Origin of the sequence: Aeribacillus sp. FSL K6-3256, assembly GCF_037965805.1 — a bacterium.
Taxonomy (GTDB): Bacteria; Bacillota; Bacilli; order Bacillales; family Aeribacillaceae; genus Aeribacillus; species Aeribacillus composti.
The window spans coordinates 2324863-2346226 of sequence record NZ_CP150188.1 but is presented as its reverse complement, the minus strand read 5'-3'; the positions used below and the strand labels follow the sequence as shown (position 1 = coordinate 2346226).

At 39.0% G+C, this 21364-nt stretch carries 25 protein-coding genes; 20 read left to right on the top strand and 5 right to left on the bottom strand.

The genetic code is table 11. The annotated features are described in order from the left end of the window. Window positions 1–43 precede the first annotated feature (43 nt). Window positions 44–913, bottom strand: coding sequence for a YitT family protein (locus tag NSQ84_RS11200; protein WP_094246122.1), 870 nt, complete (start codon window positions 911–913; stop codon window positions 44–46). Window positions 914–1054: 141 nt separating this feature from the next. On the opposite strand from NSQ84_RS11200, the gene NSQ84_RS11195 reads away from it, so the two are divergent. The 16 genes from NSQ84_RS11195 to NSQ84_RS11120 all read left to right on the top strand — a co-directional run bounded on the left by NSQ84_RS11195 (window position 1055) and on the right by NSQ84_RS11120 (window position 13855). Then, complete coding sequence (locus NSQ84_RS11195; protein ID WP_063388560.1) at window positions 1055–1378, top strand: nucleotide pyrophosphohydrolase; 324 nt, start codon at window positions 1055–1057, stop codon at window positions 1376–1378. A gap of 15 nt (window positions 1379–1393) precedes the next feature. Continuing rightward, window positions 1394–2173, top strand: a complete 780-nt coding sequence (gene dapB / locus NSQ84_RS11190; RefSeq protein ID WP_094246121.1) for a 4-hydroxy-tetrahydrodipicolinate reductase — start codon at window positions 1394–1396, stop codon at window positions 2171–2173. An 11-nt stretch (window positions 2174–2184) separates the two neighbouring features. After that, window positions 2185–2589, top strand: coding sequence for a methylglyoxal synthase (gene mgsA, locus NSQ84_RS11185; RefSeq protein ID WP_063388558.1), 405 nt, complete (start codon window positions 2185–2187; stop codon window positions 2587–2589). A gap of 44 nt (window positions 2590–2633) precedes the next feature. Continuing rightward, the gene (gene bshA / locus NSQ84_RS11180; protein ID WP_117016806.1) at window positions 2634–3776 is read left to right on the top strand and encodes an N-acetyl-alpha-D-glucosaminyl L-malate synthase BshA; all 1143 of its coding nucleotides are present in this window, start codon (window positions 2634–2636) and stop codon (window positions 3774–3776) included. Continuing rightward, complete coding sequence (locus tag NSQ84_RS11175) at window positions 3773–4984, top strand: CCA tRNA nucleotidyltransferase (RefSeq protein WP_117016805.1); 1212 nt, start codon at window positions 3773–3775, stop codon at window positions 4982–4984. Before bshA ends, NSQ84_RS11175 begins: the two co-directional genes overlap by 4 nt. Continuing rightward, the gene (locus tag NSQ84_RS11170; RefSeq protein ID WP_063388555.1) at window positions 4954–5934 is read left to right on the top strand and encodes a biotin--[acetyl-CoA-carboxylase] ligase; all 981 of its coding nucleotides are present in this window, start codon (window positions 4954–4956) and stop codon (window positions 5932–5934) included. Before NSQ84_RS11175 ends, NSQ84_RS11170 begins: the two co-directional genes overlap by 31 nt. A gap of 246 nt (window positions 5935–6180) precedes the next feature. Continuing rightward, window positions 6181–7014, top strand: a complete 834-nt coding sequence (gene panB / locus NSQ84_RS11165; RefSeq protein WP_063388554.1) for a 3-methyl-2-oxobutanoate hydroxymethyltransferase — start codon at window positions 6181–6183, stop codon at window positions 7012–7014. Next, window positions 7011–7859: a pantoate--beta-alanine ligase gene (panC, locus tag NSQ84_RS11160; RefSeq protein ID WP_063388553.1), complete on the top strand. Its 849-nt coding sequence runs from the start codon at window positions 7011–7013 to the stop codon at window positions 7857–7859. The genes panB and panC overlap by 4 nt, the downstream gene beginning before the upstream one ends. Window positions 7860–7877: 18 nt before the next feature. Next, window positions 7878–8261, top strand: a complete 384-nt coding sequence (panD, locus tag NSQ84_RS11155) for an aspartate 1-decarboxylase (RefSeq protein ID WP_063388552.1) — start codon at window positions 7878–7880, stop codon at window positions 8259–8261. Window positions 8262–8539: 278 nt separating this feature from the next. After that, window positions 8540–8710 carry a YpmA family protein gene (locus tag NSQ84_RS11150; RefSeq protein ID WP_065095534.1) on the top strand — a complete coding sequence of 57 codons (171 nt, stop codon included), beginning with the start codon at window positions 8540–8542 and terminating at the stop codon, window positions 8708–8710. Between the two features lie 12 nt (window positions 8711–8722). After that, a complete protein-coding gene (locus tag NSQ84_RS11145) occupies window positions 8723–9226 on the top strand; it encodes a DUF5590 domain-containing protein (protein ID WP_063388550.1) in 504 nt (167 codons plus the stop codon). 18 nt (window positions 9227–9244) lie between these two features. Further along, window positions 9245–10429, top strand: coding sequence for a pyridoxal phosphate-dependent aminotransferase (locus NSQ84_RS11140; protein ID WP_063388549.1), 1185 nt, complete (start codon window positions 9245–9247; stop codon window positions 10427–10429). Window positions 10430–10554: 125 nt separating this feature from the next. Next, complete coding sequence (gene asnS / locus NSQ84_RS11135; RefSeq protein WP_327873771.1) at window positions 10555–11847, top strand: asparagine--tRNA ligase; 1293 nt, start codon at window positions 10555–10557, stop codon at window positions 11845–11847. A 104-nt stretch (window positions 11848–11951) separates the two neighbouring features. After that, entirely contained in the window at window positions 11952–12644 is a 693-nt protein-coding gene (locus tag NSQ84_RS11130) for a DnaD domain-containing protein (RefSeq protein ID WP_063388653.1), read from the top strand. A gap of 41 nt (window positions 12645–12685) precedes the next feature. After that, complete coding sequence (nth, locus tag NSQ84_RS11125) at window positions 12686–13336, top strand: endonuclease III (protein ID WP_327873770.1); 651 nt, start codon at window positions 12686–12688, stop codon at window positions 13334–13336. A gap of 3 nt (window positions 13337–13339) precedes the next feature. After that, on the top strand, window positions 13340–13855 hold the full coding sequence (locus NSQ84_RS11120; protein WP_133309192.1) for a YpoC family protein: 516 nt from the start codon (window positions 13340–13342) through the stop codon (window positions 13853–13855). Window positions 13856–13964: 109 nt separating this feature from the next. Here NSQ84_RS11120 and NSQ84_RS11115 read toward each other — a convergent pair whose 3' ends face one another. After that, window positions 13965–16589 (bottom strand): PBP1A family penicillin-binding protein, encoded by a 2625-nt coding sequence (locus NSQ84_RS11115; protein WP_063388546.1) that lies wholly within the window; start codon window positions 16587–16589, stop codon window positions 13965–13967. Window positions 16590–16629: 40 nt separating this feature from the next. Next, on the bottom strand, window positions 16630–17226 hold the full coding sequence (recU, locus tag NSQ84_RS11110) for a Holliday junction resolvase RecU (protein ID WP_063388545.1): 597 nt from the start codon (window positions 17224–17226) through the stop codon (window positions 16630–16632). 106 nt (window positions 17227–17332) lie between these two features. Here recU and NSQ84_RS11105 point away from each other — a divergent pair, with 106 nt between their 5' ends. From NSQ84_RS11105 to NSQ84_RS11095, 3 genes are all read left to right on the top strand, one after another. Next, on the top strand, window positions 17333–18277 hold the full coding sequence (locus NSQ84_RS11105) for a DUF2515 family protein (RefSeq protein WP_066251879.1): 945 nt from the start codon (window positions 17333–17335) through the stop codon (window positions 18275–18277). A 309-nt stretch (window positions 18278–18586) separates the two neighbouring features. Next, window positions 18587–18814, top strand: coding sequence for a hypothetical protein (locus NSQ84_RS11100; protein ID WP_066251875.1), 228 nt, complete (start codon window positions 18587–18589; stop codon window positions 18812–18814). Window positions 18815–18864: 50 nt separating this feature from the next. Continuing rightward, a complete protein-coding gene (locus NSQ84_RS11095) occupies window positions 18865–19227 on the top strand; it encodes a YppE family protein (RefSeq protein WP_066251871.1) in 363 nt (120 codons plus the stop codon). A 248-nt stretch (window positions 19228–19475) separates the two neighbouring features. On the opposite strand, the gene yppF is transcribed toward NSQ84_RS11095, so the two are convergent. Continuing rightward, the gene (gene yppF, locus NSQ84_RS11090; protein ID WP_063388541.1) at window positions 19476–19661 is read right to left on the bottom strand and encodes a YppF family protein; all 186 of its coding nucleotides are present in this window, start codon (window positions 19659–19661) and stop codon (window positions 19476–19478) included. Between the two features lie 159 nt (window positions 19662–19820). Here yppF and NSQ84_RS11085 point away from each other — a divergent pair, with 159 nt between their 5' ends. Then, a complete protein-coding gene (locus tag NSQ84_RS11085; protein WP_063388540.1) occupies window positions 19821–20135 on the top strand; it encodes a YppG family protein in 315 nt (104 codons plus the stop codon). Between the two features lie 735 nt (window positions 20136–20870). On the opposite strand, the gene NSQ84_RS11080 is transcribed toward NSQ84_RS11085, so the two are convergent. Beyond that, the gene (locus NSQ84_RS11080) at window positions 20871–21338 is read right to left on the bottom strand and encodes an Hsp20 family protein (protein ID WP_066251868.1); all 468 of its coding nucleotides are present in this window, start codon (window positions 21336–21338) and stop codon (window positions 20871–20873) included. Window positions 21339–21364: the final 26 nt, after the last annotated feature.

Genomic DNA, 21364 nt, shown 5'->3' with positions numbered 1-21364 from the left:
GTAAATCCTTCTTGAGCAAACATCGTTGACGACAAGAAACGCGTTAGTGCTCAATCGGATTTTTATTTTCATCAAGGGTAAAGCCCTCACCGAGTACATCATGAACGTCGCTGACGACAACAAACGCATGAGGGTCGACAGCTGTAATAACTTGTTTCAGCTTGACAAATTCATTTTTGGCAACGACGCAATATAAAATATTCCGATTCTGTTTTGTAAACGAACCTTGTCCTTTTAAAATGGTCACTCCGCGATCCATATCCTTCATGATTTTTTCGGCAATTTCCTCATGTTTCTCCGATATGATGGTCGCTGCTTTTGCTCTATAGGCACCTTCCTGAATAAAATCAATGACTCTTGTTCCGATAAAAACAGCCACTAATGTGTACATGGCTTCGCGATAGGATAAATAAAAAATGGACGATAAAGTGATCACGCACGCGTCAAATAAAAACATTGTTTTTCCCATGCTGATGCCGAAAAATTTATAAACAAGACGAGCAATGATATCAACTCCACCTGTTGTTCCGCCATAGCGAAAAATAATCCCTAGTCCAACGCCGATGAAAACTCCTGCAAACAGAGCCGCCAATGTTAAATCTTCATGTAGAGGAATATGAAATGGATGCAGCTGAAAAATCCATAAAAAGAACGAAACCGAAATCGTTCCAATTAATGTATACAAAAAAGTCGTCTTCCCTAAAAGCTTCCATCCAATAAAAAAAATGGGTACATTCAATACAAGATTGGAAATAGAGGGGTTGATTTGAAACAAAAAAAATAAAAGGAGCGTAATACCAGTAAAACCGCCTTCAGCTAAATTGTTTTGCATATTAAAATGAACGAGTCCAAACGAGAAAATAGCGGATCCGAGCAATATAAAAAAGAGGTTTTTCAATTTAAAAGGCAACAAACTCCCACCTCCTATTTTTTTCGATGTTTTTAATTATAATGGATCAGATTGTATGTTACAATTCAATCGACATTTCTTTTCATTGTCAAATGGTAAGGAATTAGCTAACATGAAAGAGAAGACAAATGAGGTGGTTGCCTAATGGAACGTAAAACAATTAAAGACCTGCAAAAAGAAGTAGATGATTACATATCCCAATTTAAGGAAGGCTATTTCAGCCCGCTGGCGATGCTTGCGCGATTAACAGAAGAGCTTGGTGAGCTTGCAAGAGAAATTAATCATTACTATGGGGAAAAGCCAAAAAAAGAAACGGAGAAAGAGAAAGAAATTGAAGAGGAAATTGGCGATTTATTGTTTGTCATCATTTGCTTGGCCAATTCTTTAAACATTGATCTTGAGAAGGCGCACGATCGCGTCATGCATAAATTTCAAACTAGAGATCGAAACAGATGGACAAAAAAATAGAAAGGTGATGGAATAATGGAACAAATTAAGATCGTCATTGCCGGTCCAAGAGGACGCATGGGGCAAGAGGCAGTAAAACTGGTAAATGAAACAGAGCATTTTACACTTTCAGCTGTAATAGACAAAATAAATGATGGCGAATGGTTTCAAGATCAAGTCCGCACCTATACAAACCCTGAACAATGCTTTGCAGAAACATCGCCAGACGTGTTGATTGATTTGACAACACCAGAGGTTGGAAAAATACATACAAAGCTTGCGCTGGAGCACGGTGTCCGCCCTGTAGTAGGAACTACCGGCTTTCAGGAAGAAGACTTGCAGGAATTGAGAAAATTAGCGGAAGAAAAAGGAATCGGGGCAATTATCGCGCCAAATTTTGCGATTGGAGCTGTACTGATGATGAAATTTGCAAAAATGGCGGCCAGATACTTCCCTGATGTTGAGATCATCGAAATGCATCATGATAAAAAGCTTGATGCACCTTCTGGAACTGGAATCAAAACGGCTGAAATGATTTATGAAGTTCGCGGAAATAAAAAGCAAGGACATCCGGAGGAAAAGGAAACGATCAAAGGAGCAAGAGGCGGCGAATGGAATGGCATTCATATCCACAGCGTTCGTCTTCCAGGGTTAGTGGCTCATCAAGAGGTTTTGTTTGGCGGTGACGGTCAAACGCTGAAAATTCGCCATGATTCCTATAATCGTGCGTCTTTTATGTCAGGAGTAAAGCTTTCCGTTGAAACCGTGATGAAGATCGATACGCTCGTTTACGGGTTGGAAAACATTATTGAATGAGGGGGAAATATATGAAGATTGCACTCATTGCTCACGATAAGAAAAAGGACGATATGGTTCAATTTACCATTGCTTATAAACATATATTAGAAAAGCATGATTTATTTGCAACAGGCACAACAGGCTTAAGAATACAGGAAGCAACTGGACTGAAAATTCACCGCTTCCAATCCGGTCCGCTTGGAGGCGACCAAGAAATTGGTGCATTAGTCGCGAAAAACGAGATGGATGCCGTCTTCTTTTTTCGCGACCCGCTGACTGCCCAGCCTCATGAACCGGACGTTTCTGCCCTTATCCGTCTATGCGATGTGTATGCAATCCCCCTGGCAACCAATATGGGCACTGCGGAAATATTAGTAAAGGGGCTTGAACGGGGAGATTTTACATGGAGAAACATCATCCACGAGAAAAATTGAGCAGAAATTATAGTTTTGAAAATATCCTTTCCTGGTGATAATGAATGAAAAAATTGAAAATTGGCATTACTTGCTACCCGTCTGTTGGAGGATCAGGCGTGGTGGCGACAGAGCTTGGAAAATTGCTTGCAGAAAGAGGGCATGAAATTCACTTTATTTCCTCCAGCATGCCATTCAGGCTGAATAAGGTTTATCACAACATTTATTTTCATGAAGTGGAAGTAAATCAATACTCTGTTTTTAAATATCCTCCATATGATCTCGCTTTATCCAGCAAAATTGCCGAAGTCATTGAGAGGGAAAATTTAGATATTTTGCACGTTCATTATGCTGTGCCTCATGCGATTTGCGCTTTTTTGGCTAAACAAATGGTTGGGGGAAAAATAAAAATCGTCACAACTCTTCATGGTACTGATATTACTGTGCTAGGATATGATCCGACGCTCTCCATAGCGATCAAATTTGGGATTGAAGCTTCGGACCGCGTTACAGCCGTATCAAAGGCGCTCGTTGAACAAACATATGATTTATTGGAGCCTAAAAAAGAAATTGAAACGGTTTACAATTTTATTGATGAACGAATTTATCATAAAAAACATTTGCCTTCATTAAAAAGAGAGTACGGGATTCAAGATGATGAAAAAGTGCTTATACACGTATCAAATTTTCGGCAAGTGAAGCGAGTTCCTGATGTCGTCAAAGCATTTGCCCTCATCCGACAGGAAGTCCCATCGAAGCTGTTGCTGGTCGGCGACGGACCGGAAGTGTCGATTGTCATGAAATTAGTGAAACAGCTGCAATTGGAAGATCATGTGCTGTTTTTGGGGAAGCAAGAAAACTTAGATCAATTGTATTCCATCAGTGATTTAAAATTGCTGCTGTCAGAAAAAGAAAGCTTTGGATTAGTTTTATTGGAAGCGATGGCTTGCGGAGTTCCCTGTATTGGAACGAGGATCGGCGGCATACCGGAAGTAATTGAAGATCATAAAACAGGCTATATTGTTGAGCTTGGCGATATTGAGGATGCCGCCGAAAAATCGATTCGCTTATTAGAAGATCAAACACTTCATCAAAAAATGTCAGAAAATGGGATGCTGCTTGTCAGAGAAAAATTTCATTCTGAAAAAATTGTGTCAACATATGAGCAAATTTATTTTGAATTACTATCTGAAGGAGTTCCAACATGAAAGCAGAATTTGTGGAGGCAATACCGATTATAGAACAATTAAATGAGCATGGCCATGAAGCGTATTTTGTCGGCGGTTCTGTTCGTGATTTATTGCTGAATCGGAAGATCGGGGATATCGACATTGCCACATCAGCAAAGCCTGATGAGATTCAAAAAATTTTTCCGAAAACAATTGATGTTGGGGTGCAGCATGGTACAGTCATCGTTCTTCATAATGGAAAGCCGTATGAAGTGACGACTTTTCGGACGGAAGGGGAATACGAAGAGTATCGAAGACCTAAATATGTCCGTTTCGTCAGTTCGCTGCAAGAAGATTTAAAGCGGCGCGATTTTACAATTAATGCTTTGGCGATGGACAAAAACGGGCGCATTTTAGATTATGTCAATGGCATGGAAGATTTAGAAAACCGCATGATTCGTACAGTGGGAGATCCGTATGAACGCTTTTCCGAAGATGCGTTAAGAATGCTGCGCGCTTTAAGATTTGTCAGCCAATTGTCCTTTCGGCTTGAAGAAAAAACTTTGCAAGCCATAACCGTTTGGCATAAGCTTCTTCAGAACATATCGATCGAGCGAATAACTGCTGAATTTGAAAAGCTTCTGGCTGGAGCTTCCGCAAATGATGCGATACAACTATTAACTCTTACGAATGTTTATCAACATATGCCTGGATTAAAACAAAAGAAAGAACAGTTGAACAAGCTGCTCAGCTATCCAATGCATAATTTGTGTGAGCGGGAAGAATACTGGACTGTTTTGTTATTCGTTTTAGAAACGGATGATGGTGAATCATTTATGCGGAATTGGAAGCTTCCTAGAAGGGTGATCAAAAAAGTATGCAGACATCTTGAGTTGCTCAATTGTCTCTTCGAGAAAGACTGGACAGCCTTTCTTTTATATAAGACAGGGCTTGAGGATGCTCTTCAGCTGGAAAGAATAAGGCAGGTGCTGCAAAAAGAAAAAAACGAAGAAGCCATTCAGAAACTGCAAAAGTCGTACGAACAGCTTCCAATCCATTCTAGAAAAGAATTGGCCGTAACGGGGAATGACATTTTAAACATCGTGCCGAAAAAGCCGGGCAAATGGGTGGAGGAATATTTAACGCTGGTTGAACAACAGGTTGTCAATGGATTGATTGAAAATAATAGCGGCAAAATAAAGGAGTGGTTAAAAAATTGCAATCAGAAATTAGGCGAAAGCTGTTAGCAGCTTTTTCTGAAGCTGATGGAGGATATGTTTCAGGCCAAAAAATCAGCGAATTGCTCGGTTGTTCAAGAACGGCAGTATGGAAGCATATTGAGGAATTGAGGAAGGAAGGATTTGTCCTCGAGGCGGTGCGAAGAAAGGGGTACAGAATAGTCAAGACGCCGGAAAAAATTACAGCCAACGAAATACAATTAGGTCTGCAAACGGATTTTATAGGACAAAACATTGTATATTACGATACGGTTGATTCTACTCAAAAAATTGCCCATGAATTGTCGCAGAAAGGTGCTGAGGAGGGAACGCTCGTAGTTGCGGATGAACAGACAGGCGGAAGAGGGAGAATGGCTAGAGTATGGTATTCGCCAAAAGGTACAGGGATTTGGATGAGCATCATTTTGCGGCCGAACATACCTTTACAGAAAACTCCTCAGCTTACTTTATTGACAGCCGTTGCTCTCGTAGAAGGGATTGAAGAGGCAACAGGGCTTTCTCCGACCATTAAATGGCCCAATGACATTTTGATTAATGGAAAAAAAGCAGTCGGAATTTTAACAGAGCTTGAGGCGGAAGCTGATCAAGTGCATTCGGTGATCATCGGCATCGGTATTAATGTAAATCAGCAAATTGATGAATTTCCTGAAGCGATTCGCAATACCGCCACCTCCATAGCGATTGAAAAGGGAGAGAAAATTCATCGCGCCCTTATCATTCAAAAGTTTCTCGAACGTTTTGAAAAATGGTATACTACATATTTAGAGCATGGATTTAAACCGATTAAACTTTTATGGGAAAGCTATTCCATTAGTTTAAACAAAACGATCCATGCCCGGACATTATCCGGAACAGTTGTCGGCAAGGCTCTTGGCATTAATGAAGAAGGGGCGCTTCTCATTGAAACTTCTGAAGGAAAAATAGAAAAAGTGTATTCAGCAGATATTGATATCAAATAAATATATTTTACAATGAAATTTTGTTATACTTAACGAAAGGGCAGTATCCTGTTTGGAACTGCACCAAAAAAGTTTCATGTTGTCATTATTAAAAGATTGATTCTGCCTTGATCCAAAAGGACTGGGACAGAGGGATGAAGAAGCCGATAATAAGGAAATGGTAAAAATCCTTCTTTCTCAGTGAAAGAAGGTTTTTTTGATCGGTTCGTTCTTACCCTCTGCAATTACAAAAGAGGGGGAGTTTTTATGAAAACAAAGCTGGATTTTATTCAAATGAAACAAAAGCAAGAGCCAATCGTGATGATGACGGCATACGATTATCCGTCCGCTAAGCTTGCTGAACAGGCAAATGTTGATATGATCCTTGTCGGCGATTCGCTTGGAATGGTCGTTTTAGGGTATGATTCAACCGTACCTGTAACGGTGGAAGATATGATTCATCATACGAAGGCTGTAAAACGCGGAGCAAAAAATACATTTGTTGTGACGGATATGCCTTTTATGTCGTACCATATTTCGACAGAAGACACGCTGCAAAATGCAAAGAAAATGGTGCAGCAAAGCGGGGCAGATGCCTTAAAGGTGGAAGGGCCTGTTTTTGACGTCATATCTCTGTTAACAAATGCCGGCATTCCTGTTGTTGCCCACCTCGGACTGACTCCTCAGTCAGTAGGTGTATTAGGCGGATATAAAGTACAAGGAAAAGAAGCGAAAAGTGCAGAAAAGCTGCTGCTAGATGCGAAAAAATGCGAACAGGCTGGCGCGATTGCCATTGTATTGGAATGCATCCCGTTTCAACTGGCGGAAAAAATAACAAAAGAGCTGTCCATTCCAACCATCGGCATCGGCGCAGGAAAATATACAGATGGACAAGTGTTAGTGTTTCATGATTTGATTGGATTTGGAGTGGAAAGAGTGCCGAAGTTTGTTAAACAATATGCAAATGTAAATGAAAGCATTGTAAAAGCGATTGAAGCTTATAAAGATGAAGTGAAAAATCGGGACTTTCCATCGTTGGATCATTCGTTCCGCATGAATGAAGAGGAACTTGCAAGCTTATATGGAGGAAAAGGAAAATGAAAATCGTCACTACGATAGAGGAAATAAAAAAAGAAATCGATCTCAAGAAAAAAGAAGGAAAAACGATAGGGTTCGTGCCAACGATGGGATATTTGCATGAAGGTCATTTATCATTGGTTGAACGGGCCAAACAGGAAAACGACGTAACGGTGATGAGCGTTTTTGTGAATCCGCTTCAATTTGGACCGAATGAAGACTATCAAACATACCCTCGCGATATCAAACGCGACGAAGAGCTGGCAAGACAAAAAGGGGTTGACCTTTTTTTCGCGCCGACAAAAGAAGAAATGTATCCGGAAGAACCTGCCGTCACAGTAAAAGTGACGAAGCGCGTTGACGTTTTGTGTGGAAAATCAAGACCGGGACATTTTGACGGAGTGGCAACGGTTTTAACAAAGCTGTTTCACATCATAACTCCAGACAGAGCCTATTTCGGATTGAAGGATGCCCAGCAAGTTGCCGTTGTTACAGCACTTATAAAAGATCTTAATTTCCCAATTGAAATTGTTCCGGTGGAAACGGTTCGTGAAGAGGACGGATTGGCCAAAAGCTCTCGAAACGTACGGTTAGACGAACAGGAACGAAAAGAAGCCGTTCATTTATATCAATCGTTATTAATGGCAAAAGAAATGGTTGAGAACAAAGTGCATGATCAAGAAGCCATCATCGAAAAAATGAGAGCGTATATAACGGAAAAGACGAGCGGAGAAATTGATTATATAGATATTTTGACTTATCCTGACTTGAAAAAACCAAACGCACTTACGGGAAAAATTATCGTTGCGATTGCTGTAAAATTTAAGCATGCTAGGCTGATCGATAATATTATTATCGATTTGACCTAAAGGGGGGGGGGTTCATACATGTTTCGTATGATGATGAACGGAAAAATTCATCGTGCAAGGGTGACGGAAGCAAATTTGAACTATGTCGGTTCCGTTACGATCGACCAGGATATTTTAGATGCCGTTGGGATTGTCCCGAATGAAAAAGTGCAAATCGTGAATAATAATAATGGCGAACGCTTTGAAACGTATGTGATTCCTGGAAAAAGAGGAAGCGGTGTCATTTGTTTAAACGGTGCGGCTGCCCGGCTTGTTCAGGTCGGTGATGTGGTCATTATCATTTCCTATAAGCTTGTGCATGAAGATCAATTAAAAAACCACCGTCCAACGATAGCCATCATGAATGAAAACAATGAAATCATCGAGTTAATTAAAGAGGAACCGGCGAACACGATTATGTGATAAACAAGGGTCAGGCTCTTAAGCTTTCGATAGGGCTTGACCTATTTTCTGTTGCGGACGTAATTGGCCATAACTTTTCTGTACATATAGAAAAAAGAGGAGCAGCGATGGCTCCTCAAAAAATTAGGTGTGGACTAGGAGAAATTTTATTTAGTGTGAGCCGTAAAGCTGTTATAATGGGTACAGATAACAACATATTGCTGTTGTATCTGTATTGTTTCCTGGATGCTTTGTAAGTATGAATTACAAATTTTGTTTTTGTAAAGGAGGAAGCTGACATGGAAAGCAAAATCGAAATTATATCTTCCGTTACGGTTGAGCATTCCGACGATTTGTATAAAATAGTTGATTTGCTAAATCGGACATTAAAAAGAGAACATTTATTATTCGGATTAGCCCTTGACAGCAAAGATCCAAATAAAGCGGTTTTTACTATTTATAGAACATAATCGGTGATCATAATGAAAGGAAAAATTTTTATTTCTTTTATATGCGCTCTTATCTTTTTAGTGGTGACGTTTGCTTTTCTTTATAATAGTGCAAAAGAAGATAAAACAAAAGGACACGAAACAGCTATACAAGCTGCGAAGGAGCATGGCTTTGCATCGATCGATGAAGTCAACACATTTTATAATCGAAATGTTTACTATATCATTCAAGGGAAAAATAAAAAAGGCGAAAAAATTATCGGCTGGATGAAAAAGGGGAACACGGATAAAATTTTAATTAAAAAAGCGAAGGAAGGCTTGAGCAAAGACGACGTACTTCAATTGATTCAAAACATTGACAACAGCAAGCCGAAGAAAATAAAGAAAATCATGCTTGGGTATGATGATACAGATTCGAAAAAATGGGATATACCGGTTTGGGAGGTCCAATATATTGACCAACAAAACCGTTATACATATTTTATTGTTAGCTTTACGGATGACAGAGTTTATAAAATGTACAGCATTAAGCAATAAGAAGGGAGCATTGTAAAAGTGAATTTATCTAAACGCGTATCAACTTTAACACCTTCATCTACACTGGCGATCACTGCAAAAGCAAAAGAATTGAAAGCAGCCGGGCATGATGTGATTGGCCTTGGGGCAGGCGAGCCGGATTTTAACACTCCTGATCATATTTTAGACGCTGCAGAAAAAGCGATGAAAGAAGGGCATACGAAGTATACGCCTTCTGGAGGACTTATATCATTGAAAGAGGCAATTATAGAAAAATTTAAAAAAGACCAGCATTTAGAATATAAACCGTCTGAAATTATTGTTTCAACAGGCGCTAAACACGCTTTATATACATTGTTTCAAGCTATTCTTGACGATGGTGATGAAGTGATCATTCCTTCTCCATACTGGGTAAGCTATCCGGAACAAGTGAAGCTTGCAGGCGGAGCTCCAGTATTTGTAGAGGGAAGGGAAGAAAATCAATTTAAAATTACGCCTGATCAGCTGCAGCAAGCGATCACAAACAAAACAAAAGCGGTTATTATCAATTCTCCGAGCAACCCGACCGGCATGATCTATACGCGGGATGAGTTGAAAGAATTGGCGGAGGTTTGCCTTAGCCATGATCTTATTATCGTTTCCGATGAAATTTATGAAAAATTAGTATACGGAGAAAATGAACATGTGTCCATCGCTCAAATTTCTCCTGAAGTAAAAGAAAAAACAATTATTATTAATGGTGTATCGAAATCCCATTCAATGACAGGATGGAGAATTGGTTATGCGGCGGGCAATGAGCGCATTATTCAAGCTATGACGAACCTAGCGAGCCACAGCACTTCAAATCCGACTTCAATTGCTCAATATGCTGCGATCGCGGCGTATGAGGGACCTCAAGAACCGGTCGAAATAATGAGAAGAGCTTTTGAAGACCGTTTAAATATCATTTACGAAAAACTTGTGCAAATACCTGGTTTCTCGTGCATTAAACCACAAGGAGCATTTTATTTATTTCCAAATGCAAAAGAAGCAGCAGAGATAACAGGTTTTCGTAATGTTGACGAATTTGTCGAGGCGCTCTTGGAAGAGGAAAAGGTAGCGCTAGTACCAGGAAGCGGCTTCGGTGCTCCAGATAATGTAAGATTATCGTATGCGACATCGCTAGAACTTTTAAATAAAGCGATTGAACGTATTGATCGCTTTGTCAACAATCATAAACAGTAAAGATTGTCAATAGCCGGTGGTTCTGCCGGCTTTTTCGCTGGTTTCCTTTATTGAAAAAAAAGGAATAACATATGTATAATAGAAAGCATCGAATAAAAAGGCGGTTTCATATGGAGGGTAAAGCTGTGAAAACAACGATTTCAAATGTTAAAAACCATGTCGGAGAACAAGTAACAATCGGCTGCTGGTTGGCGAATAAGCGATCAAGCGGAAAAATTGCTTTTTTGCAGCTTCGGGATGGAACAGGCTTTATTCAAGGGGTTGTTGAAAAATCGAAGGTGGATGAAGAAATATTTAAAAAAGCAAAACAACTCACACAAGAAAGCTCTTTGTATGTCACAGGAGTTGTGAGAGTGGATGAACGTTCACCTTTTGGATATGAGCTTGGCGTTGAAAATATAGAAATTATTCATGAAGCAAGCGATTATCCGATTACGCCAAAAGAACACGGTACTGAATTTTTAATGGACAATCGCCACCTTTGGCTTCGATCAAAGCGCCAGCACGCCATTATGAAAGTGCGCAACGAACTCATCCGTTCCACTTATGAATTTTTTAATGATCAAGGGTTTGTCAAAGTGGATCCCCCTATTTTGACCGGAAGTGCGCCTGAAGGAACGACGGAATTGTTTCATACGAAATATTTTGATGAAGATGCTTACCTTTCGCAGAGTGGTCAGCTGTATATGGAAGCAGCTGCTATGGCCTTAGGCAAAGTATTTTCATTCGGGCCGACATTCCGGGCTGAAAAATCGAAAACGCGCCGTCATTTAATTGAATTTTGGATGATTGAACCGGAAATGGCGTTTTATCAATTTGAAGACAATTTGCAGCTGCAGGAGCAGTACGTTTCCCATATTGTGCAATCGGTATTAAAAAATTGTTCACTTGAATTGAAAACATTAGAACGTGACATTTCCAAGCTGGAGCAGGTTGTTCCTCCGTTCCCGAAAATAACATACGACGACGCTATCGCGCTGCTGCATAAGAAAGGATTCAACGACATCGCATGGGGGGACGATTTTGGTTCGCCGCATGAAACAGCGATCGCGGAAAGCTTTGATAAACCAGTTTTCATTACACATTATCCGACAAGCTTAAAACCTTTTTATATGCAGCCTGATCCAAATCGACCAGAGGTTGTTCTGTGCGCGGATTTAATCGCTCCTGAAGGGTATGGAGAAATCATCGGCGGATCTGAACGCATCCATGATTATCATTTATTAAAAAAACGACTTGAAGAGCATCATCTGGACGAAGCAGCTTATAAATGGTATCTTGAGCTGCGGCAATACGGATCCGTACCTCATTCCGGCTTCGGCCTTGGACTTGAACGAACTGTTGCTTGGATATGCGGTGTCGAACATGTTCGTGAAACGATTCCATTTCCGCGTTTATTAAATCGTTTATATCCGTAAACTGCATGAAGCCTCCTATCTTCAGGAGGTTTCGTTTTTCAGCCATGCATTCTGAAGCCATGAATGGCCGCAATCATGGTATACTTATTTTGAGGTGTCGAAATATGAAGAAAAAACAGTTCACCGAATTAGTGGAAGATGGATCACTGACCGTTCCCAATATACTGCTGCGGAATTATGCCGATTTAGGTTTGTCAGAAAAAGAATTTGTTCTCCTTTTGCACGTACATTCCCACATTCAAAAAGGAAATGCTTTTCCAACTCCTACAGAACTTTCCGACCATATGACAATCACAACGGCGGAATGTGTCAAATTGCTTCGGAGTTTAGTTCAGAGAGGTTTTTTAACGATAGAGGAATTTGAGCAAAACGGGATGATTTATGAGAAATATTCTTTAAAACAGCTATGGGAAAAGTTGTATGATGTAGTCGTCATGGACCAAGATCAAGAAAAAGTAGAAAAGGAAAATCAATTATACACCATCTTTGAACAAGAATTTGGACGACCTCTTTCCCCGATTGAGTGCGAAACGTTAGCTTTTTGGATCGACCAAGATCATCATGATCCCGATATTATCATTTCTGCATTAAGGGAAGCGGTGATCTCCGGAAAATTAAATTTTCGATATATTGATCGGATTTTATTTGAATGGAAGAAGAATGGAATCAAAACAATTGAACAAGCTAAAAAGCATTCACAAAAATTTCATGAATTCAATCAAAAACAAAAGCAGTCTACTCAAGGGGAGCAAGAATATAAAAGGAAGGTGCCTTTCTACAACTGGCTGGAAAACTAAAATTCTTTTCCTCGTTCAAGCTGATTGAAAGGTGATGGTACATGCTATCAAAAAAGAAAGTAAAAGAATGCTTAGAGGTTATCAGGAAAATGTTTCCTGATGCTCATTGCGAGCTTGTACACAGCAATCCTTTTGAACTGGTCATTGCTGTCGTTTTGTCTGCTCAATGCACGGATGCGTTAGTCAATAAAGTAACAAAAAATTTGTTTCAAAAATATAAAACACCTGATGATTATTTGTCTGTCCCGTTGGAGGAATTAGAACAAGATATTCGCTCCATCGGTCTTTATCGTAACAAAGCGAAAAATATTCAAAAATTATGCAAAATGTTAATTGAAGAATTTGACCGAAAAGTGCCGGAAACTAGAGAGGAATTAATGAGCCTTCCTGGAGTAGGAAGGAAAACGGCAAACGTTGTTTTATCTGTTGCGTTTGGAAAACCTGCCATCGCCGTCGATACACACGTTGAACGGGTGTCGAAGCGGCTCGGAATTTGCCGTTGGAAGGATTCTGTATTGGAAGTGGAAAAAACATTGATGGAAAAAGTTCCTGAGGACGAATGGGGAATCACCCACCATCGGCTTATTTTTTTTGGAAGGTATCATTGCAAAGCCCAATCACCAAAGTGTCATGAATGTCCTCTTCTTTATTTGTGCAGAGAAGGGGAAAAAAGAATGAAAGGAAAGGCATAAAAAATGCACGATAGGAAGATGTTTCATCTCCCTGAGCAATTTCAAAATACTGCGTTTTTTGACGAGGAATCTGTATATTTGCATCCAACTGATTTTTTTTATTATGATCTTCAATATTTGGCTGGAATGGATGATACGAGACCGTGGGAGGCGAGCGAGCAATTTTTGCCCAAGCTTTTTAAGCAGTGGAAGGAAATTCAAACCGAGATTCAACGCACGATAACAAAACCGTTTAAAATGGATCGACAAAAAATGATGACAGGGATCTGCCTCTATATCCAACTTCTTTATTGGCTCAATGAAAAGCCGGTTCATTCACTGCAATTAGACGAAATAAAGAAGCTGGATATAGCTCCCGTCAATATTGAAGATCGTCTAACGTTTATTTTAAAAAAGCCTACTCAATATCATGCATATATTCAATTAAATGAACTATTTACAGAAACGGAAAAATTGTTTTATAAACATCAGGCGATCAAAAAAGCAAAACAAAAGGGGGCTTCGAAAAATTCAGGGTAACTGAATTTTTCGAGCCCTCTCATTTTTTTATAACAAAAGCCAATGGAGAAAAACGAGCTGTTTTTCTCCACTGGCTCCATTTAGGAACTTATTGGACAGTCCCTTATTTTCATTGCTGAACAGCAGGCGTTTCGGTTTGTGAACTTCCGTTTCCACCCGTTTGTGAACGATTGAAGTTATTGCCTGGATCTTGAGGAGGAGTAGGTCCGCCGCCTTGATTGCCGTTTTGTGTACTGTCATTTGGCGTCTGCGGCTGTTCAGGATTCTCGTTTTGATTTTCCTCTTCATTTTGCCCGTTATTTTGTTCATTGTCATTTTCGTTCTCCAATTGATCCTCTTCATCTTGTCCTTCATTTTGTTCCTGTTCAGGCGGCGTTAATTCATCTGGTAATTCTTCTTGCTCCTCTTCCTCCACAGAAGGTATTTCGATCATTGCGCTTGCAGGATCGCTTCGCATGCTGTCCCTTACAGCTGTAACGCTGAATTTATATACAGAACCAGGTTTCACATTTGACAAGACATACGATTTGTCTTTTGTAGTCGTTAATACTTTGGAAGCAGCGTTATCGATCGAGGCGCTCACTTCAAATGAAACGTCCGATTCACTGTGATTCCAGCTAAGCTTCACTGCATTCGTTTTTTGATCATAATTGATGGATAGGCCTGACGGTTTGTCCAGCTTTTCATATTTCGTTGAAACTTTTGTCGGCTCTTCGCCTCTTACAAAATATTCGTACGTAATCATATTTTTTGGCGTATATTTGCTTGCAAGCTTCGCCGGATTAGATCCTTTTTCGATTGCCTTTTTCACCACGCTTTTCGGCTGTTTGAAATCGGATGAATCCCCGTCAGATACATGCCGCATTAGCTTTCTAAAGATGTCTCTGGCAATTTGTTGTTCCCTTTTTGTTATATACATTTTCTCTTCATTTTTCTCATATCCAGTCCAAACAGCAGCTGTGTATTTTGGTGTATAGCCGACAAACCAATTGTCTTTTGCTGCACCGCGCTCCGGATGATATTTTGCTTTTTCTTGCTCTGTAAAGTTCGTTGAACCCGTTTTGCCGGCAATATTCAAGCCAGGCACACGAGCTCTTGTACCGGTTCCTCGTTCTACAACGGTTTTTAACATATCGGTGATCATAAATGCTGTGTAATCGCTCATTGCTTCGACCGGATCTGGTGTTAAATCAGCTTTTGTTCCATCAACAAAAACAACCTTTGTTACGGAATATGGTTCATTGTATATACCGTTGTTGCCAAAGGCGCTGTAAGCCCCCGCCAATTGAAGAGGGGATATGCCGTGTTCAAATCCGCCGATTGCGTATGCTTCTGTAATTTTATCGATTTTAATTCCCAATTTCTCGGCAAATGCTTTTGCCCTCGATTCACCAACCTCTTGAAACGCCTTTAATGCTGGGATGTTTCTTGAATCAGCCAATGCTTCTCTGATTGACATCTGCCCTTTATAGCTGCGGTCATAGTTGTTTATTGGATTTCCGTTTGAATACGTGTACGGCTCATCAACGATTTGGTGATACGTTGACCATTTTAAATGCTCAATGGCAGGGCCGTAATCTAAAATAGGCTTAATGGTTGAACCAGGCTGCCGTTTTAAATCGACAGCATAGTTAAATCCGCCAATCGGTTGGTTTCTCCCGCCGCCGATGGCGCGTATTTCACCTGTTGTCGTGTCGATTAGAGCAATTCCAGCCTGAAAATATTTGCTCGGATAACTGATTTCGTCGCCGTTCAATAATTGTTCAACATATTCTTGAGCATCTGTATCGATTGTTGTATAGATTTTTAATCCTGCTGAGCTCGGATCAACGCCAAGCTTTTTTCTTACTTCTTCAATCGCATGTTCAATAAAGGCATGATATTTGTTTTGCTGCTTTTTTGGTTCTACTAATGATTCTGTGATGGATGTTTGTTTAGCTTTTGCCGCTTCCTCTTCACTGATAAATCCGTTTTTAACCATTAAATTTAAGACAACATTGCGGCGTTTTTCCGCCAGATCGGGATTTTTTCTAGGGTTGTATAGATCAGGATTTTTAATCATCCCAGCCAGCATTGCCGCTTCAGACAGCGTGATGTCTTTAAGATCCTTCCCAAAGAAAGCTTCAGTAGCTCTTGCGACGCCGTAATAGTTGCCGGGATAATAAATTCTGTTTAAATACATTTCAAGTATTTCATCTTTTGAATATTTTTGCTCCACTTGCAAGGCAAGCCATGCTTCTTGAGCTTTTCTTTTTAATGTTTTGTCAAGAGATAAAAAGGAAAGCTTGACAAGCTGCTGCGTAATTGTACTTGCACCTTCAGAACCGAATCCTTCTTTAAAGTTGGCAATTGCAGCGCCTCCAATACGAATTGGATCGATTCCGTTATGTTTATAAAATCGAACATCTTCCGTAGCAATAAACGCATCTTTTACAACTTGCGGAATTTCATCGATCTTCACATATGTCCGTTTTTCCGAACCGACCTCACCTATTTCATTTCCGTCCTTGTCATATACTTTTGATGACATATTTCCTTTTAAAAGATCATCATTTAGAGGAGGTGCCGTTGCTGCAAAATAAGCAAATGTCGATGTTCCTCCAATGATGCCTACAAGCCCTAACAAAAGAATGAAAAACACAATTTTTCTTGCGATTCCTTTTTTCTTCGGCTTTTTTTTCTTACTTGCTAAAGCTTTTCGTCTTTCTTCCCTCGATTTATATTGTTGACTCATTATAAATCCAACCTTTCATTTAGAATGAAAAGGGCAGTAGCTAAAAATATAACTTGTCTATTATACTAATATAATCAACTCTTGGGCAATAGCCAAGAGGGATATGGTGACCGCATTCTACAATTTCTTGATGCGAAATCGATTTTCTTCCCCCGTTTTTCTGTCTTTCCCAAAAATGCATCAATTTTTCAGCCTCTAAGAAGTATATTTGATTTAGTTTAGTGAATCGTATAATTAGAAAACATATTCCGTTTTGTTCGAGCACAGCCTTCATATGCTCAATTTGATGATCATGAATATTTTTTAGTGGAAAAGAGCTGTTTTTTGTCTCTTTTGCTTCAAAGTCAATATATTTGCCTTTATAAACTCCGTTGTAGTCGGTTGTTGAAGCCTGTTTAAAATAAGCTTCTTTAATGACTGCTGCGCTCCGTTTCGGATAATCAACCGAAACGATTTGGATCGGAGTCGGTTTTTTATGGATGACAGCTATTCCATTTTCCCTGTAATAAAGATTTGTCTCATTTAAGTCGTCCTCGAGGGTCATCCCTCTATTTGAATATTGTATTTCAACTGGGACTGGATTCGCTACATTTTGTTTAGCTTTCCACAACTTTCCGTTAGGATAACGAATAGCCAAGCGATCTCCTCCTTTTTCCGGCTATTTATATCTTAACAAAAAATGTTAACCTTTTTTCGATGAAATGACTTCATTATACATGATTTAAGTTGAAAGAGGGAATACTATGTCACTACATGATATAATATTACAAACAAAATTAAAAACAGATGACGGAAATGTTGATAATATTTCACGGACGGAACGATATGCAAAGTTTTATAAAAAACATCCGGAAGTAAAATGGGCGTTGCTGGCAAGCATGGTCTCCAGAAACGCCGGCTGGTTTATGACAGATTTAGAAGGTATTCCCCTCAAACAGGCTTTGCCTTATGAAAAACGGCAATGGCTCTTTTTATCAGTTGAAACCGCAAACTGGCTCATTTTTGCTGATGCTTATCCACAGCTTTTACTATATGAATATTCCAAGCGTTACAACAAACCGATGTTTTATTTGCTCGAAGCTTTTCATGTATCCGCCTTTATGATTGAGGAGTGGGAACGCTTTTTCCGCACAAAAGATGAGAAAAGGCTTTTAACCTCCCTTATTATTAATGAGCAGCATGTTATTCAAAAACCGGTTATTGATCATCCATTATTTAAAAAATTTGTCTTTCACAGCTTGCCGTTTATTTTTCAAGATCTATTTCATTTTCGCGTTATACTGTTTCCGACGTTAACAGGAAAATTGTACGGATTTTCCACCCATCAATTCAGCCATGTCAAAAAACGGATTGAATTGGGAAAAAGGCTGGCATGGCTTTTATTTCATCCTCTTTACCATGGACAGTTTCTAAAATTTTCAAATCGTGTAATACATACAGGATCACGGTATGATTATGAAAAATATATGAAAAAAACAACAAAAAGAAAATCCCCATATTTAAGGACGGCTTTTCCGATAATCTCACACGAAATAGACGAAAAAGAAAGAGAATGGTTTCATGGGCAGCGGCTCGGAAAGTATTATAAAGATCCAGAGATTCCGAAACGAATTGAATTAACTAACTGGTATGAGAAAAAACAGTCCCAGCTACATTTATTATGCATGATGAAGCAATACTTACAATAATGGTCAGGCAATGAGCCTGACCATTTTTAAGTAGAGGGTCTGTTTGGACCTTCAAGCTTTTTGTCTCCAACTCCTCGCTTTTTTTCTTTTTGACTATCATTTTGAATGGTTTTTTTATCGTTTTTCATCATAACACCTCCCATGTTTATTTTTTCTAACCTGAAAAAATACATGCGCACAATGAAGCGGATTTTTGAATGCAGGGAATTTACACTTTTTTTGCCGAATCACAACTAGTTTTGTCAAACAGGCAGGACTCATATTTAGGAAGAAGAATTTTTTAGCAAAAATAAGAAAAGAGGGATGCTGATGAGTTCGTTTATAGAAAAGCAAGAGGCATTAAAAAAATTGCAAGAAATTGAAAAACAAATTGATCTTTTAGAGCAGCAATTGACGCAAAATATAGATAAAGAAATTCATCGGACAAAACAAGCCGTTTCAAACTTTATAGAAAATGGAGAAGAAAAGATGAATAAATTTGAGAAAATGTGTGCAGAAAGGAAATTCGTGCGGAGCTTGAGAAAAAAGGTAGTATAAAATTTGGTAAAACAAAAAAAATTTGCTATGATGAATCTGAGGTGAGAACCTTGGATGAAGAACAAGTCCGGAAAATCACGGAGCAATTGCTTCAAGTGATCCAAAAAAGTGCTCAACGCTTCGAGAGAACCAAGAAGGAAGGACTGGAATACGATTTTTTTGCCGAAATTAAACCGAGTGTTGACAAGATTTTGCCAATATTGGATGAATGGGAAATTGTTGCGAAAAAATGGATCAATAAGTACCATCCTAGATACCTGCATTCGCAACAAATTGATACGGCAAAAGAGCATATTGAAAACATTGTGATCCAATCTTTTTTTCAAGATACAAGCAAGGTGAGATTTAAAAATATAAAAGAATCTGCTGAATACACATTAAGAAGCATGATCCGTGAAATGGAAAAAAAATGAATGAAAAAGGGGAAGCGGAGAAGCGAGCAGTTTCTCCGCTTTATTATGTGTGAAATATATAGACACAATCTATTGGGCTTTCGATTTACGCAAAACCTTACTTCGTTTGAAGAAATCTTGGGGTTAAAAGATTCTATCTAAAAAATATCCGTTCTTTTTTGTCAATCTATGCTATTGAACTGCCGTAAACGGGACTATTCGTAAGCGGCAAAAAGAGGCCGGAGAAAATTCTCCCGCCTCTGCTTGATTTAAAGGATGTATTCAGGTGTAACGGCTCCTTGCTGTTCTAGCGTTTTGACAATATTTCGAAAGTCTTTGATGCTGATGTTTTCATAAAGATACAATCTGCGAGCAAAGTCCAGCAATTCATTTGCACATTCTGCTTCGTATTGCTTCTCCATTTTAAATCTTTCCCTCAATGTTTGAACCGTCATAAAACATCCCCCCCTAACACTTATATTAATATGTTACCATCTCTTTTGTAATTATCAATTTTAAAAAAAATAAAAACTTCCGACACTATTTGACATCTCACCCTTTAAAAGGCAAAAACATATTTTATGATTAGTTAAGTTTTTATTGGAGGGATCAAAATGTATCATGATCATGTTTATGATTGGTTAAGACCTGTTTCTTACGATCAATATTTCATGATGAATCAACATGTTGTTCCTTATTTCCAATCTCCATATTATCAGCCATTTATGAATCCGTATCCTCAGCCTTATCCAAGCACGCTGCCTATGATGATGCCAAAAGGGTCAAATCCTTCATTACTTTCTTCATTTAAAAAAGCGGACGGACAGATGGATTTTAACAAAATGATCGATACAGCAGGACAAGTTGTTCAAACGATGAATCAAATGAGCTCCCTTTTAAAAGGAGTCACGCAAATTTTTAAAGCTTGATGCTGAATAATGAGCTTTGAAACGATGTAAGGCGCTAGGGATGCCGTTCGCCGCAAGTCAAGGCTGTTTATGCTTTGTTGGATGTACGAAAAAATCCTTTTTATATCAAAAACCTATTTTTGGAAAAAGAATATTTCCAATCGGGAACAACAGCTGATGACATGATTGCCCGGGGAATGATGAGTACCGATCACAAAACAGACAATTACAGGATGCAATAGGAAAAATGGGACTGCCCGATAAGTCCCTAAAAGGAAGCAAGTAGAGAGAAACAACGCGTTTCTCTCCACTTGCTTTTATATTTTTCGATTTTTATCTGAAAGTAGCTGGCGGATGCCGGCTATTTCAGGAAGTGTGAGCTAATGAGAAAACAATACCTCATCTTGCATCGTCTTCACCATTTTGTCTATGACACGTGCCACGTGATGTTCTGGTATGAGCAATTCAATATCGAAAATTACTTGAACTTGACGGTTGTCATATAGTTTGAAAGTAGGAGGGAATGTTAATTTCTTTTGTCAGGAGTATTTTCTTCTTTTACATCTAGTGAAAGTGCTGTTTCCGTAGTAATCATTTGATTGGTTCATAAAAAATCGTCCTTTCTGTGATGTTGGGTCCCAACTACATTTTATTTAGAAAGGACGATTTTTTTTGCTTTTTTAAAAGTGGAAAAATGAGGGACTCCAAAAGTCAGTTACCCTGACTTTTTGGACAACCTCTTTGATTAGAAGCAAATTAGTCAATATTTATTTTTGTTTTTTTGGAAGGGATCACAATTTTCAGCTTTTCATTTTGAAACGATGCTTTAATACGTTGTACATCTAAGTAGGCTGGCAAATAAAAGGATTTCGCAAATTTGCCATGAGACTTGAACATTTGCGTCATCTGTTTTTCATCATTTGTTTGTTCAATATGTTGATCTTGCTGAATGGAAATCGTTAATACATGATCATACGATTCGATGCGTATTTGCTCTTTTTTCACTCCTGGAAGCTTTCCCTCTAACACCCATTCTTGATCGGTTTCATGAGTGTCAAAATGAAAAAAGGGAAGGGACATTGCGGCATCAAACAAATCATGAAACGGTTTTAATAGCGATTGAATGTAGGCAGGATCGAAAAATTGTGAAAACCTGCCTGGAAGCGGATCTAGTTGGGAAAACACGGGCAAAAATTCATCATGTTCCTTTTTGTCTTTTTTCATCTTGCTCTCTCACTCCCTTTCTTTTT

Coding starts and splice junctions, on each gene's coding strand:
- NSQ84_RS11105 (WP_066251879.1), top strand. CDS start 17,333: ATGTCACTACATGATATAATATTACAAACAAAATTAAAAACAGATGAC.
- yppF (WP_063388541.1), bottom strand. CDS start 19,661: ATGACGGTTCAAACATTGAGGGAAAGATTTAAAATGGAGAAGCAATAC.
- NSQ84_RS11120 (WP_133309192.1), top strand. CDS start 13,340: ATGCACGATAGGAAGATGTTTCATCTCCCTGAGCAATTTCAAAATACT.
- NSQ84_RS11085 (WP_063388540.1), top strand. CDS start 19,821: ATGTATCATGATCATGTTTATGATTGGTTAAGACCTGTTTCTTACGAT.
- bshA (WP_117016806.1), top strand. CDS start 2,634: ATGAAAAAATTGAAAATTGGCATTACTTGCTACCCGTCTGTTGGAGGA.
- panB (WP_063388554.1), top strand. CDS start 6,181: ATGAAAACAAAGCTGGATTTTATTCAAATGAAACAAAAGCAAGAGCCA.
- mgsA (WP_063388558.1), top strand. CDS start 2,185: ATGAAGATTGCACTCATTGCTCACGATAAGAAAAAGGACGATATGGTT.
- NSQ84_RS11130 (WP_063388653.1), top strand. CDS start 11,952: ATGAAGAAAAAACAGTTCACCGAATTAGTGGAAGATGGATCACTGACC.
- NSQ84_RS11115 (WP_063388546.1), bottom strand. CDS start 16,589: ATGAGTCAACAATATAAATCGAGGGAAGAAAGACGAAAAGCTTTAGCA.
- NSQ84_RS11100 (WP_066251875.1), top strand. CDS start 18,587: ATGAGTTCGTTTATAGAAAAGCAAGAGGCATTAAAAAAATTGCAAGAA.
- NSQ84_RS11195 (WP_063388560.1), top strand. CDS start 1,055: ATGGAACGTAAAACAATTAAAGACCTGCAAAAAGAAGTAGATGATTAC.
- NSQ84_RS11080 (WP_066251868.1), bottom strand. CDS start 21,338: ATGAAAAAAGACAAAAAGGAACATGATGAATTTTTGCCCGTGTTTTCC.
- dapB (WP_094246121.1), top strand. CDS start 1,394: ATGGAACAAATTAAGATCGTCATTGCCGGTCCAAGAGGACGCATGGGG.
- panC (WP_063388553.1), top strand. CDS start 7,011: ATGAAAATCGTCACTACGATAGAGGAAATAAAAAAAGAAATCGATCTC.
- NSQ84_RS11150 (WP_065095534.1), top strand. CDS start 8,540: ATGGAAAGCAAAATCGAAATTATATCTTCCGTTACGGTTGAGCATTCC.
- nth (WP_327873770.1), top strand. CDS start 12,686: ATGCTATCAAAAAAGAAAGTAAAAGAATGCTTAGAGGTTATCAGGAAA.
- NSQ84_RS11145 (WP_063388550.1), top strand. CDS start 8,723: ATGAAAGGAAAAATTTTTATTTCTTTTATATGCGCTCTTATCTTTTTA.
- NSQ84_RS11175 (WP_117016805.1), top strand. CDS start 3,773: ATGAAAGCAGAATTTGTGGAGGCAATACCGATTATAGAACAATTAAAT.
- panD (WP_063388552.1), top strand. CDS start 7,878: ATGTTTCGTATGATGATGAACGGAAAAATTCATCGTGCAAGGGTGACG.